A 15581-nucleotide genomic window follows, 5' to 3' on the forward strand; every position below is an offset into this window, starting at 1 on the left:
AACGGTCTTCAGGTTCGCTCGGAATTGGTGCCCTTCAGGGGCGCCTCCGACCTTACTCTTATCGACTCAGAAAATAAGATGATTCAGTTTTGCAAAAAGCCGCTACTACTTAGGCTTCTTGGTACCGTACTTCGAACGACCCTGGTTACGACCTTTAACGCCGGAAGTATCCAAGGAGCCGCGTACGGTGTGGTAACGAACACCTGGCAAGTCTTTTACACGACCGCCGCGGATCAGTACCACGCTGTGCTCTTGCAGGTTGTGGCCTTCACCACCGATGTACGAGGAAACCTCGAAACCGTTGGTCAGACGCACACGGCATACTTTACGCAGTGCCGAGTTAGGTTTTTTGGGCGTAGTGGTATACACGCGAGTGCATACGCCACGACGTTGCGGGCAGTTCTGCAGCGCAGGCACGTCGGATTTCTCGACGATACGCTTACGCGGCTGACGTACCAGCTGGTTGATAGTTGCCATCTACTAGCTCCACTGTTGTCTTGCGACGCTATTGTCTTACAAGAAAAGCAAAATGGCAGGAACGAATTCCCGCCAAATTTAGGGGTACAAGAGTCTAAAGAGGATCTTGCCCCCAGTCAAGGCAAGGCCCCGACGTCCCCTCTCATCGAACCGGGGCAATACTGCCTCGATCCGACGAATGGGGGCTGCCAGGGCCCGGACTTATTTATCGCTGAACTCAGTTACCGCTTGAGTTCAGTGCTTCGGTCAGTGCAGCTTCCACTTCACTGGCGCTTACGCGCAGCGGCTTGTCAGCTTCACGGCGGCGCTTACGCTCGCTGTGGTAAGCCAAACCGGTACCGGCCGGGATCAGTCGACCCACAACCACGTTTTCTTTCAGGCCACGCAGGTAATCGCGCTTACCCGTTACCGCTGCTTCGGTCAGTACGCGAGTGGTCTCCTGGAAGGAGGCCGCCGAGATGAACGACTCAGTGGACAACGACGCCTTGGTGATACCCAGCAGCACGCGAGTGAACTTGGAAACAAACTTGTCTTCCGCGCTCAAGCGCTCGTTCTCTACCAGCACGTGAGTCAGTTCCATCTGGTCGCCCTTGATGAAACTGGAATCGCCGGATTCAGCGATTTCAACTTTACGCAGCATCTGACGCAGGATGGTCTCGATGTGCTTATCGTTGATCTTCACGCCTTGCAGGCGGTAAACGTCCTGGATCTCGTTAACGATGTACTTGGCCAGCGCACTTACACCCAGCAGACGCAGGATGTCGTGTGGATCGCTTGGACCGTCAGAGATAACTTCGCCGCGGTTTACCTGTTCGCCTTCGAAGACGTTCAGGTGACGCCACTTCGGAATCAGCTCTTCATACGGATCGCTACCGTCGTTCGGGGTAATGACCAGACGACGCTTGCCCTTGGTCTCTTTACCGAACGCGATGGTGCCGCTGACTTCAGCCAGAATCGACGCTTCTTTCGGACGACGAGCTTCGAACAAGTCGGCAACACGCGGCAGACCACCGGTGATGTCACGGGTCTTCGAAGTTTCTTGCGGGATACGCGCGATAACATCACCGATCGCGATCTTCGCACCATCCGCTACACCGACCAGGGCGTTGGCTGGCAGGAAGTACTGAGCGATTACGTCAGTGCCTGGCAGCAACAGATCCTTACCGTTGTCATCAACCATCTTCACGGCAGGACGGATGTCTTTACCGGCAGCTGGGCGATCTTTCGCGTCGAGTACTTCAATGTTGGTCATACCGGTCAATTCGTCAGTCTGACGCTTGATCGTGATGCCTTCTTCCATGCCCACGTAGGTCACGGTACCTTTCATTTCGGTAACGATTGGGTGAGTGTGCGGATCCCACTTGGCCACGATTGCGCCAGCGTCGACCTTGTCACCCTCTTTAACCGAAATCACAGCACCGTACGGCAGCTTGTAGCGCTCGCGCTCACGACCGTAGTCATCAGCGATTGCCAGCTCACCGGAACGGGACACGGCAACCAAGTGACCATCCACTCGCTCAACGTGCTTCAGGTTGTGCAGACGGACGGTACCGCCATTCTTCACCTGAACGCTATCGGCTGCGGAGGTCCGGCTTGCCGCACCACCGATGTGGAACGTACGCATGGTCAGCTGGGTACCCGGCTCACCGATGGACTGGGCAGCGATAACGCCGACCGCTTCACCGATGTTCACCTGATGACCACGAGCCAAGTCACGGCCGTAGCACTTGGCGCAAATGCCATAGCGGGTTTCGCAGCTGATCGGCGAGCGAACGATCACTTCGTCGATGCTGTTGAGTTCGATGAACTCGACCCACTTCTCATCTACCAGGGTGCCAGCAGGAACGATAATTTCCTCGGTACCTGGCTTGAATACGTCACGGGCGATGACTCGACCCAGTACGCGCTCACCCAACGGCTCAACAACGTCACCGCCTTCGATGTGCGGAGTCATCAGCAGACCGTGTTCGGTGCCGCAGTCGACTTCAGTCACAACCAAGTCTTGCGCCACGTCTACCAGACGACGAGTCAGGTAACCGGAGTTAGCGGTTTTCAACGCGGTATCCGCCAGACCTTTACGAGCACCGTGAGTCGAGATGAAGTACTGAAGTACGCTCAAGCCTTCACGGAAGTTCGCGGTAATCGGCGTCTCAATGATGGAACCGTCCGGCTTGGCCATCAGGCCACGCATACCGGCGAGCTGGCGGATCTGCGCAGCAGAACCCCGCGCACCCGAGTCGGCCATCATGTACATCGAGTTGAACGACTCTTGGTCGACTTCCACACCATGACGGTCAATAACCTTCTCTTTCGAGAGGTTAGCCATCATTGCCTTCGACACTTCGTCGTTGGCTTTGGACCAAAGGTCGATCACTTTGTTGTACTTCTCGCCCTGGGTTACCAGGCCGGAGGCGTATTGGCTTTCGATCTCTTTCACTTCATCGGTAGCAGCGCCGATGATCTGAGCTTTTTCATCCGGGATAACGAAGTCGTTAACACCGATGGAAACGCCGGAAATAGTCGAGTAAGCAAAACCGGTGTACATCAACTGGTCAGCGAAGATCACGGTCTCTTTCAAACCAACCACGCGGTAGCACTGGTTGATCAGCTTGGAGATCGCCTTTTTCTTCATCGGCAGGTTGACGACGTCGTACGACAGACCTTTTGGCACAACTTGATACAACAGCGCACGACCGACAGTGGTGTCGACGATACGGGTGTTGGTCACGCTGCCGCCGTCACGGTCGTTGACGGTTTCGTTGATCCGCACCTTGACCTTGGCGTGCAGTGCGGCTTCGCCGGCACGGAACACACGGTCAACTTCCTGCAGGTCAGCGAACACACGACCTTCGCCCTTGGCGTTGATCGCTTCACGCGTCATGTAGTACAGACCCAATACAACGTCCTGCGACGGAACGATGATTGGCTCACCGTTGGCTGGCGACAGGATGTTGTTGGTCGACATCATCAACGCACGCGCTTCCAACTGGGCTTCCAGTGTCAGCGGTACGTGCACGGCCATTTGGTCACCGTCGAAGTCGGCGTTGTACGCAGCACAGACCAGAGGGTGCAGCTGGATAGCCTTACCTTCGATCAGTACCGGTTCAAACGCCTGGATACCCAGACGGTGAAGGGTCGGTGCACGGTTGAGGAGAACCGGGTGTTCGCGAATCACTTCAGCAAGAACGTCCCAGACCTCTGGCAGTTCGCGCTCGACCATTTTCTTGGCCGCTTTGATGGTGGTCGCGAGACCGCGCATTTCCAGCTTGCCGAAAATGAACGGCTTGAACAGCTCGAGAGCCATCTTCTTAGGCAGACCGCACTGGTGCAGACGCAGGGTCGGGCCTACGGTAATTACCGAACGACCGGAGTAGTCAACACGCTTACCGAGCAAGTTCTGACGGAAACGACCTTGCTTACCCTTGATCATGTCAGCCAAGGATTTCAGAGGACGCTTGTTGGAACCGGTGATAGCGCGGCCACGACGACCGTTGTCCAGCAGGGCATCGACCGCTTCCTGCAACATACGCTTTTCGTTGCGCACAATGATGTCCGGAGCGGACAGATCAAGCAGGCGCTTCAAGCGGTTGTTACGGTTGATCACTCGGCGATACAGGTCGTTGAGGTCGGACGTCGCGAAACGACCACCATCCAACGGCACCAGCGGACGCAGGTCTGGCGGCAGAACCGGCAGAACGGTCAGCACCATCCACTCTGGCAAGTTGCCGGAACCTTGGAAGGCCTCCATCAACTTCAGACGCTTGGACAGCTTCTTGATCTTGGTTTCGGAGTTGGTTTGCGGAATTTCTTCACGCAGGCGACCAATCTCGTGCTCCAAGTCGATAGCGTGCAGCAATTCACGGACCGCTTCGGCACCCATGCGGGCATCGAAATCGTCACCGAACTCTTCCAGCGCTTCGAAGTACTGCTCGTCGTTCAGCAGTTGGCCTTTTTCAAGGGTGGTCATGCCTGGATCGATAACGACATAGCTCTCGAAGTAGAGAACGCGTTCGATATCACGCAGGGTCATGTCCATCAGCAAGCCGATACGGGACGGCAGCGATTTCAGGAACCAGATGTGGGCAACCGGCGAAGCCAGCTCGATGTGCGCCATGCGCTCACGACGAACCTTGGCCAATGCAACTTCAACGCCGCACTTCTCGCAGATCACACCACGGTGCTTCAAGCGCTTGTACTTACCGCACAGGCACTCGTAATCCTTTACCGGGCCAAAGATCTTGGCGCAGAACAGGCCGTCACGCTCAGGTTTGAACGTACGGTAGTTGATGGTTTCCGGCTTTTTAACTTCACCGAACGACCACGAACGGATCATCTCAGGCGATGCCAACCCAATACGGATGGCGTCGAACTCTTCGACTTGACCCTGGTTTTTCAGCAAATTCAGTAGGTCTTTCAAGGCCTTTCCTCCTGGCGGAGCAGAGAGCGGGCTAAACAACCCCGCTCTCGATTCGCGTCACGTGTTATTCGGTTTCCAGATCGATATCGATGCCGAGGGAACGAATTTCTTTGATCAACACGTTGAAGGACTCGGGCATGCCCGGCTCCATACGGTGATCGCCGTCCACGATGTTTTTGTACATCTTGGTCCGACCGTTCACATCGTCCGACTTCACTGTGAGCATTTCTTGCAGAGTGTAAGCAGCACCGTATGCCTCCAGTGCCCAGACCTCCATCTCCCCGAAACGCTGACCACCGAACTGAGCCTTACCACCCAGCGGCTGCTGGGTAACCAGGCTGTACGAACCGGTAGAACGAGCGTGCATCTTGTCGTCTACCAAGTGGTTCAGCTTCAGCATGTACATGTAGCCAACAGTAACCGGGCGTTCAAACTTGTTGCCGGTACGGCCGTCGAACAGCTGCATCTGGCCGCTTTCTGGCAGGTCTGCCAGCTTGAGCATGGCCTTGATTTCGCTTTCCTTGGCACCATCGAACACCGGGGTAGCCATTGGAACGCCGCCGCGCAGGTTTTTCGCCAGATCCAGGATTTCCTGGTCGGAGAAAGTGTCCAGCTCTTCTTTGCGACCGCCGATCTCGTTGTAGATCTCGTGCAGGAACTTACGCAGGTCAGCAACCTTGCGCTGCTCTTCGATCATACGGTTGATCTTCTCACCCAGGCCTTTAGCCGCGAGGCCCAGGTGGGTTTCGAGGATCTGACCAACGTTCATACGCGATGGTACGCCCAACGGGTTGAGGACGACGTCGACCGGGGTGCCATTGGCATCGTGCGGCATGTCTTCAACCGGCATGATCACGGAGACCACACCCTTGTTACCGTGACGACCGGCCATCTTGTCGCCCGGCTGGATGCGACGACGGATTGCCAGGTAAACCTTGACGATTTTCAGCACACCTGGAGCCAGGTCATCGCCCTGCTGCAGTTTGCGCTTCTTGTCTTCGAACTTGTCGTCCAGCAGACGGCGGCGATCAACGATATAGGCCTGGGCCTTCTCGAGCTGCTCGTTCAGAGCATCTTCAGCCATGCGCAGTTTGAACCACTGGCCGTGCTCAAGACCGTCGAGCACTTCGTCGGTGATGTCCTGACCTTTCTTAAGGCCCGCACCACCTTCAGCCTTGTGACCTACCAGGGCGGAACGCAGACGCTCGAAGGTTGCGCCTTCAACGATACGAAACTCTTCGTTCAGGTCCTTGCGGATCTCGTCGAGCTGGGTCTTCTCGATGGACAGTGCACGAGCATCACGCTCAACGCCGTCACGGGTGAAGACCTGTACGTCGATGACAGTACCCTTGGTACCGGTCGGTACGCGCAGGGAAGTGTCTTTAACGTCGCTGGCTTTTTCACCGAAGATGGCACGCAACAGCTTCTCTTCCGGAGTCAGTTGGGTCTCGCCTTTCGGAGTGACCTTACCAACCAGGATGTCGCCCGCGCCAACTTCAGCACCTACATAAACGATACCGGCTTCGTCCAGTTTGTTCAGTGCAGCTTCACCCACGTTCGGGATGTCTGCAGTGATTTCCTCTGGCCCAAGCTTGGTATCACGCGCCACACAGGTCAGTTCCTGGATGTGGATCGTGGTGAAGCGGTCTTCTTGAACAACACGCTCGGACAGGCAGATGGAGTCTTCGAAGTTGAAGCCGTTCCATGCCATGAACGCAATGCGCATGTTCTGGCCCAGCGCCAGTTCACCCATGTCGGTGGACGGGCCGTCGGCCATGATGTCGCTACGCTGAACGCGATCACCCTTACGCACCAGCGGACGCTGGTTGATGCAGGTGTTCTGGTTCGAGCGGGTGTATTTGGTCAGGTTGTAGATGTCGACACCGGCTTCGCCAGTTTCAACTTCGTCATCAGCAACACGAACCACGATACGGCTGGCATCAACGGAGTCGATCACGCCGCCACGACGAGCCACGACGCAAACGCCGGAGTCACGAGCTACGTTACGCTCCATGCCGGTACCCACCAGCGGCTTGTCGGCACGCAGTGTAGGTACAGCTTGACGCTGCATGTTAGAACCCATCAACGCACGGTTGGCGTCATCGTGCTCCAGGAACGGGATCAGCGACGCAGCAACCGAGACTACCTGCTTCGGCGATACGTCCATCAAGGTGACGTCTTCCGGCGCCTTGACGGTGAACTCGTTCAAGTGACGAACAGCTACCAACTCGTCAATCAGTACTTTCTTGTCGTTCATCGTGGCCGAAGCCTGAGCGATCACGTGATCAGCTTCTTCGATGGCCGACAGGAATACGATCTCGTCGGTGACCAGGGCGTCTTTCACCACGCGGTACGGGCTTTCAAGGAAACCGTACTGGTTGGTGCGCGCATAGGCTGCCAGGGAGTTGATCAGGCCGATGTTCGGACCTTCCGGCGTTTCGATCGGGCATACACGACCATAGTGAGTCGGGTGTACGTCACGAACTTCAAAACCTGCACGCTCACGGGTCAGACCGCCCGGGCCCAGTGCGGAAACACGGCGCTTGTGGGTGATCTCGGAGAGCGGGTTGTTCTGGTCCATGAACTGCGAGAGCTGGCTGGAACCGAAGAACTCTTTCACCGCCGCAGCCACTGGCTTGGCGTTGATCAGGTCTTGCGGCATCAGGCCTTCGCTTTCAGCCATCGACAGACGCTCTTTGACCGCACGCTCAACACGCACCAGGCCAACGCGGAACTGGTTCTCGGCCATTTCGCCTACGCAGCGAACACGACGGTTACCCAGGTGGTCGATGTCATCAACGATGCCCTTACCGTTACGGATGTCGACCAGAGTCTTCAGGACCGCAACGATGTCTTCCTTGCACAGCACGCCCGAACCTTCGATTTCGGTGCGACCGATACGACGGTTGAACTTCATCCGGCCGACCGCAGACAGGTCATAGCGCTCAGGGCTGAAGAACAGGTTGTTGAACAGGGTTTCGGCAGCGTCTTTGGTTGGTGGCTCGCCAGGACGCATCATGCGATAGATCTCGACCAGCGCTTCCAATTGGTTGCTGGTGGAGTCGATCTTCAGGGTGTCGGAAACGAACGGGCCGCAGTCGATATCGTTGGTGTACAAAGTCTCGATGCGAACGACCTGGGCCTTGGCGATTTTTGCCAGGATTTCGGTGTTCAGCTCAGTGTTGCACTCAGCCAGGATCTCGCCTGTGGCCGGGTGAACGATGACCTTGGCGGTCGTGCGACCCAGGACGTAGTCCAAAGGCACGTCCAGCGACTTGATACCGGCTTTTTCGATCTGGTTGATGTGGCGCGCAGTAATACGACGGCCAGCCTCAACAATGACCTTGCCCTTTTCATCCTGGATGTCCAGAACAGCAATTTCACCACGCAGACGCGAAGCAATCAGCTCCAGGCTGAGGGTTTCATCCTTCAGGCTGAATACGTTGGTGGTGTAGAAAGCGTCCAGCACTTGCTCAGTGGTGTAGCCAAGCGCGCGCAGCAATACCGAGGCTGGCAGCTTGCGACGACGGTCGATACGCACGAACACGCAGTCTTTCGGGTCGAACTCGAAGTCCAACCACGAACCGCGGTACGGAATGATACGCGCGGAGTACAGGAGTTTGCCGGAGCTGTGCGTCTTGCCGCGGTCGTGGTCGAAGAACACGCCCGGAGAACGGTGCAGCTGGGAAACGATAACACGCTCGGTACCGTTGATAACGAAGGTACCGTTTTCAGTCATCAATGGGATTTCGCCCATGTAGACTTCTTGCTCTTTGATGTCCTTGATCGCTTTGTTCGACGATTCTTTGTCGAAAATGATCAGACGGACTTTTACCCGCAAAGGTACGGCGTACGTAACACCGCGCAACACGCATTCTTTGACATCAAATGCCGGTTCGCCCAGGCGATAACCCACGTACTCCAGCGCAGCATTGCCGGAGTAGCTGATGATCGGGAAAACGGATTTGAAGGCCGCATGCAGGCCCACGTCGCGGAACTGATCTTTGGTCGCTCCCGCCTGCAAGAATTCACGATACGAATCCAGCTGGATAGCCAGAAGGTACGGGACATCCATGACGTCCGGCAACTTGCTAAAGTCCTTGCGGATACGTTTTTTCTCAGTATATGAGTAAGCCATCAGCGTTCCCCAGCTTGGTCACCTGCTTGTTTGGCCCCTCCCGACGGGAGCAGCCAGAAAATCTTGCAAACCCCATGGTTTGCACCACCGCTTCGGGTGGCTACAGCGCGTTAATGGCGGCGACCGAGTCGACAGCCAAGAACGGAAAAAGGCCGGTGGCAAGAGCCACCAGCCATCAGCCTTCAGCTTAACGCTTGGGCTGGAGACGCAAGGTCGATGCTTACTTCAGCTCGACTTTAGCGCCTGCTTCTTCCAGTGCTGCTTTGGCTTTGTCAGCTGCGTCTTTAGCAACAGCTTCCAGAACCATTGCAGGAGCGCCGTCAACTACAGCCTTGGCTTCTTTCAGGCCCAGACCGGTCAGTTCACGAACTGCCTTGATCACGTTTACTTTCTTCTCGCCAGCTTCCAGCAGCATGACGTTGAATTCGGTTTGCTCTTCAGCAGCGACAGCAGCAACAGCTGGACCAGCGGAAGCAGCAGCTGCGGAAACGCCGAATTTTTCTTCGAAAGCTTTGATCAGCTCAACAACCTGCAGAACCGACATTTCAGCTACGGCGTTGAGGATATCTTCTTGGGAGATAGACATTACTGTATTTCCTGAATTGGGGGACGGCCTACGCGGCCATCGAAATAAACAAAAATACGCGAGAGAAAATGCTCAGCCTTAGGCTGCGGCAGCTTCTTTTTGCTCGCGAACTGCAGCCAGAGTACGAGCCAGCTTGCTGGTGGCGCCTTGAATCACGCTCATCAACTGCGAAATAGCTTCGTTGCGGGTCGGCAGTGTTGCCAGTACGTCGATTTGGTTAGCTGCGAGGAACTTGCCCTCGAACGCAGCTGCCTTGATCTCGAACTTTTCCTGACTCTTGGCGAACTCTTTGAACAAACGGGCAGCAGCGCCTGGATGCTCTTTGGAGAACGCAATCAGAGTCGGGCCGGTGAACACGTCGTTGAGAACACTGTATTCAGTGTCAGCAACTGCGCGCTTGAGCAGGGTGTTACGTACAACACGTACGTATACACCAGCTTCACGAGCCTCTTTACGGAGTCCGGTCATAGCGCCTACTGTCACACCACGGGCATCAGCCACGACAGCGGACAGAGCAGCTTTGGCAGCCTCGTTGACTTCAGCGACGATGGCCTTCTTGTCTTCGAGATTAATTGCCACGGGTTTAACTCCTGCTTGTTACCGTTTCATCTGGCCGGAGCCGGATGTCGTTTTGGTGTCTGATTCGGTAAGGAACCGGGAGCACCATCTGCGTAGGCTTGAGGTTTAAGACTTGCGTCGCCTACGGTCTTGGATAGCCCCCGCCAGGCAGGGACCCCAATTTTTCAATTGGCACGATCTCTCGCGCCAATTTATGTCTTATACGTCCAGCGAGCCTTGGTCGATGACCAGACCTGGGCCCATAGTTGTGCTCAGGGTAACGCGCTTGACGTAGATACCTTTCGAAGAAGCTGGCTTGATACGCTTCAGATCAGCGATCAGGGCTTCAACGTTTTCCTTCAGCTTGACGGCATCAAAACCGACTTTGCCAACGGAGGTGTGAATGATGCCGTTTTTGTCGGTGCGATAACGAACCTGACCAGCCTTGGCGTTTTTAACCGCGGTAGCTACGTCTGGCGTTACAGTGCCGACTTTAGGGTTAGGCATCAGACCACGTGGACCGAGGATCTGACCCAGCTGACCTACAACGCGCATTGCATCCGGGGAGGCAATAACGACGTCATAGTTCAGGTCGCCGCCTTTCATTTCGGCGGCCAGGTCATCCATGCCAACGCGATCGGCACCAGCGGCCAGAGCAGCTTCAGCTGCCGGACCTTGGGTGAAGACAGCTACACGTACAGTCTTGCCAGTACCGTGTGGCAGCACAGTTGCGCTACGAACGACCTGGTCGGATTTACGTGGGTCAACACCCAGGTTCACAGCAACGTCAACAGACTCGCTGAACTTTACAGTCGACAGCTCGGTCAGCAGGGCAGCAGCGTCTACAAAGTTGTAGGCCTTGCCTGCTTCGATTTTGCCGGCGATAGCCTTTTGGCGCTTGGTCAGCTTAGCCATTACACACCCTCCACGTTAAGGCCCATGCTACGAGCAGAACCGGCGATGGTACGCACGGCTGCATCCATATCAGCTGCTGTCAGATCCGCGTTTTTGGTTTTCGCGATTTCTTCCAGCTGAGCACGAGTCACGGTGCCAACCTTAACGGTGTTCGGACGAGCGGAACCGCTAGTCAGACCAGCAGCTTTCTTCAACAGAACCGAAGCCGGGGTCGACTTGGTTTCGAAGGTGAAGCTACGGTCGCTGTATACAGTGATGATCACTGGAGTCGGCAGACCTGGCTCAAGACCCTGAGTACGGGCGTTGAAGGCCTTGCAGAATTCCATGATGTTCACGCCGTGCTGACCCAGAGCAGGACCGACGGGTGGGCTAGGGTTGGCCTGAGCGGCCTTCACTTGCAGCTTGATGTAAGCGGTAATCTTCTTGGCCATGAGGCACTCCAATTACGGGTTCGAACGCCTCGAAAGGCTCCCCGGTTACTTGCGCGTTTATCCCAGTGACGACAAAACCCCACAGCCTAGGCTGCGGGGTTGGGATGATTGCTCAGCTAGACCTTTTCGACCTGACTGAACTCCAACTCTACCGGAGTAGAGCGTCCGAAAATGAGCACCGCCACTTGGATCCGGCTCTTTTCGTAGTTAACTTCTTCGACAGTACCGTTGAAATCAGCAAACGGACCATCGGTGACACGAACAACCTCGCCCGGCTCGAACAATGTCTTCGGCTTGGGCTTGTCGCTACCGTCAGCAACACGACGCAGAATCGCTTCTGCCTCTTTGTCGGTGATCGGAGCAGGCTTATCAGCAGTACCACCAATAAAGCCCATGACACGAGGGGTATCCTTGACCAAGTGCCAAGTACCTTCATTCATGTCCATCTGAACCAGCACGTAGCCAGGGAAGAACTTGCGCTCACTCTTGCGCTTCTGGCCATTCCGCATTTCAACCACTTCTTCAGTGGGAACCAGAATTTCGCCGAAGCCATCTTCCATGCCTGCCAGCTTTACGCGCTCCAGCAAAGAGCGCATAACATGCTTCTCGTAACCCGAGTAAGCATGCACAACGTACCAACGCTTAGCCACGGGACACCCTTAGCCAACAATCAAGGAAACAAGCCAGCCGAGCAGGGAATCAAGCCCCCACAACAGCAACGCCATAACCAGAACAACAGCCACAACAATCAACGTGGTCTGCGTGGTTTCTTGGCGAGTCGGCCAAACGACTTTACGAATTTCGGTGCGAGCTTCCTTTACCAGGACCGCGAAAGACTTGCCTTTGGCAGTCTGCAGGCCTACAAAGGCAGCTACAGCAGCAAGGGCGAGCAAAGCGAGTACGCGGTACAGGATCGGCGAAGCAGAATAGTACTGATTGCCAACAACGCCTACGACCACCAATGCGACTACAGCAAGCCACTTGACCAGATCGAAACGAGAGCTTTGAGCTTCAGCCTTAGGAGTCATCTATGAAGATCCTGTGAAAAGAAAGCCAGACACACCACGTGAATCTGGCAGGTCAGGAGGGAATCGAACCCCCAACCTACGGTTTTGGAGACCGTCGCTCTGCCAATTGAGCTACTGACCTAAAACAAAATCAGGCCGACCATTATGCAGGCCTGAAAAAGACTTTACAACAACCAACCCCAAGAGACTTGAAATGACCAAGAAAACCAAACCAGGTCAGGCCAGACGCCATCAAGCCGAGGCAGCCATTAAAACAAAGGCAGATATTTTCATATCTGCCTTGTTATATGGAGCTCTTGAGCGGATTTGAACCGCTGACCTCACCCTTACCAAGGGTGTGCTCTACCAACTGAGCTACAAGAGCGAAACACCTTGCACAACCTGCAAACTTGGAGCGGGTAGCGGGAATCGAACCCGCATCATCAGCTTGGAAGGCTGAGGTTCTACCACTAAACTATACCCGCGGAGCTTGCAGCTCACGCTAAAAATGGTGGAGGGGGAAGGATTCGAACCTTCGAAGTCGTAGACGTCAGATTTACAGTCTGATCCCTTTGGCCGCTCGGGAACCCCTCCTAAGCGAGCCGGCATTTTACATTACGCCGACCTTCTGTCAAGCATTTTCTCAGTAAAAATATGAGGTTAGCTGCGTTGACGTTCGCTTCACCCTGTTGACCTAAAAGGTCTTCACTGCGAAGCGGGCGCCATTCTATGCAAACTATTCGCTAGTTGCAATGCCTTCGCACAGCATTATTTTATGTTTTAACTCATTGAATTCCTTAGCAAGGTTTTCAAACGGCAGATCGTCAGCCAGGCGACGACTCTCAGGGGCCACCCGAAGCCAATAGCCTGAGGCGTCAGAAGCGCTCAACAATTGAACCTTGACCTTTATATCCAGACTCGTCAGACGCTGCTCGAGAGTCTGAGCCTGATGCAGATCAGAAAAACCGCCTATGTATAAACAGGTATTTTGTGCATCCGGCGTCTTTGCCCGGTCACGCCGGACCATCGCATCAGCGGACTCACTCAGTAGTCGAATATCTTGCTGCGAGCCTCGGTAGAGACTCAAAGGCGTGACATCCTTTGCGCGCAAAGGAGCCTCCTGCTGATGCCAGACGTAATAGAAAGCATTGAGTACGAGCAATAGCAAAAACAGCCAACGCATAAACACCTCAGGATAAAGGACATGCCATTGCAAGGCCGACAAACACCAGGTCCGGAACGAGTCGAGCCTGCGGCACGGCATCCCAGACCAGGTCGGCATCCCCCCCAGTGAGAAACACAGTGAAATCATCACCCCAATAAGCTCGAGCCAACTCCAACTGCGTCAGCACAAACCCTCTGATCATCAACGTACAGCCACGCTCAACCGCCTCTACGGTCGTGCGCCCTGGAGAGAGCCGCTCAAGCGCCCTCTCAGCTGCGGCATCGTCGTAACGTATCTTGCGGGTATGGGTACGCAACTGGTTGCGCATGAGCGGCATGCCCGGGCAAATGAAACCACCTAGATGCTCACCATCCGCAGCGATAAAATCTGCGGTAGCCGCAGTACCAAAGTCCAGAACCAGGCAAGGGCCATCTGCTAATTTGAATCCCCCCAGCATAGCCAACCAACGATCAAGCCCGAGACGCTCGAAATCTTCGTAACCATTGCGCACTCCAGCCATCTCTCGCGAAGAAACAGCGCAGCATACGGTAACGCCGAATGCCTCCTCCAGCGCCGCTATCAGCTTATTGGTTTCCTCTGGGGCCCGTACACTCACCATTCGACAGCGTGTCAGCAACAACCCTGGAAGCGCTTCCAGCGTCTCAATCAACGCGACATCCGAACCAACAACCCCCTCTGCAGAGGCACCCACCTTATTCACATCAAGTACGCGCCACTTGATAAAGCTATTCCCACAGTCGAGTTCAAGAATCATCACGCAACCTCAGGCTTAGCTCACCACCGCTATAGATTTTCTCAGCGCCATCAACACTCAAACGCAACGCACCCTGGTGGTCGACGCCTAATACCACGCCTTCGATTCGATTGACACCGGCGATCAGCGACACAGCTCTTCCTTGCCACGCATGATTCTGCTCCCACTCCTCCTGGAGCCCAGCAAAACCAAGAGTCATATGTTTATGCAAATAGCCTTGCAGCCTCAGACTCAGTTGAGCCACCAGATAATTACGATTAATCGGAATACCCGTTTCGAGCTGCACCGAAGTCCATTGCTGATCGACATCAACGGCCTTCTGCATATTCACATTGATGCCTATCCCCAGGACGACGTGACAGATATCAGCAGGATCCCCCACCAACTCGAGCAAGATGCCGGCAATTTTTTTCTGTCCAACCAAGACGTCATTCGGCCACTTCAAGGCTGCGCCCTGTACGCCAGCGTCACGCAAAGCCTGCATGACCGCCAACCCTACAACGAGACTCAGCCCCTCCAACTGCCGCAGACCACCTTCAATACGCAACACAACACTGTAATAAATATTTTGCGCAAACGGACTAACCCACTTACGACCTCGCCTTCCCCTACCTGCTGTTTGCTGCTCCGCAAGCACTATAAAAGGTGCCGCGCAGTTCGCCTCAACAAGGCGCAAGGCCTCAGCATTCGTAGAGTCAATGGAATCGAAAATATGGACAGGCCAAGGCAAAGAGGCCGCATGCAGAACGATATCTTCAGCATTCAAAAATACCAAAGGCGAAGCCAACTGATACCCACGACCGCGGACTTTATGAATAGGTAGATTTAACTCGGCCTCGAGATGCTGGAGCTGCTTCCACACAGCGCTGCGGCTGATACCAAGGGCAGCACCTAGCGCCTCTCCAGAATGGAATCGACCATCTTTCAGTAGTTTCAACAACGTCAGCATGCAAGTATCGCCTCACAATGAGGCACGCATGATAGCCATGCGTAAGGTCATTGCATAGAAAGGCCGGACACAGGACTGAACTGAAGGGAGCAGCGATAAACCATTCAACGCTTTTCGACCGCCCAAAACAAAACCCCATCTGCTTTCGCAAATGGGGTTTCGG

12 protein-coding genes and 4 tRNA genes are annotated in these 15581 nt (G+C 55.0%); all 16 read right to left on the minus strand.

Features of this window, described 5'->3' with window-relative positions; genetic code table 11:
- Positions 1-105: 105 nt before the first annotated feature.
- The 16 genes from rpsL to birA all read right to left on the minus strand — a co-directional run bounded on the left by rpsL (position 106) and on the right by birA (position 15418).
- The gene (gene rpsL, locus ACODSV_RS21400) at positions 106-477 is read right to left on the minus strand and encodes a 30S ribosomal protein S12 (RefSeq protein WP_002555494.1); all 372 of its coding nucleotides are present in this window, start codon (positions 475-477) and stop codon (positions 106-108) included.
- Positions 478-694: 217 nt separating this feature from the next.
- The gene (rpoC, locus tag ACODSV_RS21405) at positions 695-4894 is read right to left on the minus strand and encodes a DNA-directed RNA polymerase subunit beta' (protein WP_024077679.1); all 4200 of its coding nucleotides are present in this window, start codon (positions 4892-4894) and stop codon (positions 695-697) included.
- A 64-nt stretch (positions 4895-4958) separates the two neighbouring features.
- Complete coding sequence (rpoB, locus tag ACODSV_RS21410; RefSeq protein ID WP_024077680.1) at positions 4959-9032, minus strand: DNA-directed RNA polymerase subunit beta; 4074 nt, start codon at positions 9030-9032, stop codon at positions 4959-4961.
- 220 nt (positions 9033-9252) lie between these two features.
- Complete coding sequence (rplL, locus tag ACODSV_RS21415) at positions 9253-9618, minus strand: 50S ribosomal protein L7/L12 (protein ID WP_024077681.1); 366 nt, start codon at positions 9616-9618, stop codon at positions 9253-9255.
- A gap of 78 nt (positions 9619-9696) precedes the next feature.
- Positions 9697-10197 (minus strand): 50S ribosomal protein L10, encoded by a 501-nt coding sequence (gene rplJ, locus ACODSV_RS21420; protein WP_024077682.1) that lies wholly within the window; start codon positions 10195-10197, stop codon positions 9697-9699.
- Between the two features lie 198 nt (positions 10198-10395).
- Positions 10396-11091, minus strand: a complete 696-nt coding sequence (rplA, locus tag ACODSV_RS21425) for a 50S ribosomal protein L1 (protein ID WP_003232403.1) — start codon at positions 11089-11091, stop codon at positions 10396-10398.
- A complete protein-coding gene (gene rplK / locus ACODSV_RS21430) occupies positions 11091-11522 on the minus strand; it encodes a 50S ribosomal protein L11 (protein WP_003176435.1) in 432 nt (143 codons plus the stop codon). Before rplK ends, rplA begins: the two co-directional genes overlap by 1 nt.
- A 116-nt stretch (positions 11523-11638) precedes the next feature.
- The gene (gene nusG, locus ACODSV_RS21435; protein ID WP_003176436.1) at positions 11639-12172 is read right to left on the minus strand and encodes a transcription termination/antitermination protein NusG; all 534 of its coding nucleotides are present in this window, start codon (positions 12170-12172) and stop codon (positions 11639-11641) included.
- A gap of 9 nt (positions 12173-12181) precedes the next feature.
- Positions 12182-12550: a preprotein translocase subunit SecE gene (secE, locus tag ACODSV_RS21440; protein WP_003194658.1), complete on the minus strand. Its 369-nt coding sequence runs from the start codon at positions 12548-12550 to the stop codon at positions 12182-12184.
- Between the two features lie 45 nt (positions 12551-12595).
- Positions 12596-12671, minus strand: a tRNA-Trp gene (locus tag ACODSV_RS21445).
- Positions 12672-12838: 167 nt separating this feature from the next.
- Positions 12839-12914: transfer RNA gene (locus ACODSV_RS21450), tRNA-Thr, on the minus strand.
- Positions 12915-12940: 26 nt separating this feature from the next.
- Positions 12941-13014, minus strand: a tRNA-Gly gene (locus ACODSV_RS21455).
- Between the two features lie 24 nt (positions 13015-13038).
- Positions 13039-13123 (minus strand) — tRNA-Tyr (locus ACODSV_RS21460).
- A gap of 142 nt (positions 13124-13265) precedes the next feature.
- The gene (locus ACODSV_RS21465) at positions 13266-13712 is read right to left on the minus strand and encodes a hypothetical protein (RefSeq protein WP_024077683.1); all 447 of its coding nucleotides are present in this window, start codon (positions 13710-13712) and stop codon (positions 13266-13268) included.
- Positions 13713-13719: 7 nt separating this feature from the next.
- Positions 13720-14469: a pantothenate kinase gene (locus tag ACODSV_RS21470; protein ID WP_150053886.1), complete on the minus strand. Its 750-nt coding sequence runs from the start codon at positions 14467-14469 to the stop codon at positions 13720-13722.
- Entirely contained in the window at positions 14459-15418 is a 960-nt protein-coding gene (birA, locus tag ACODSV_RS21475) for a bifunctional biotin--[acetyl-CoA-carboxylase] ligase/biotin operon repressor BirA (protein ID WP_069077105.1), read from the minus strand. The genes ACODSV_RS21470 and birA overlap by 11 nt, the downstream gene beginning before the upstream one ends.
- Between the last annotated feature and the right edge of the window lie 163 nt (positions 15419-15581).

This window comes from Pseudomonas sp. FG86 (assembly GCF_057808775.1).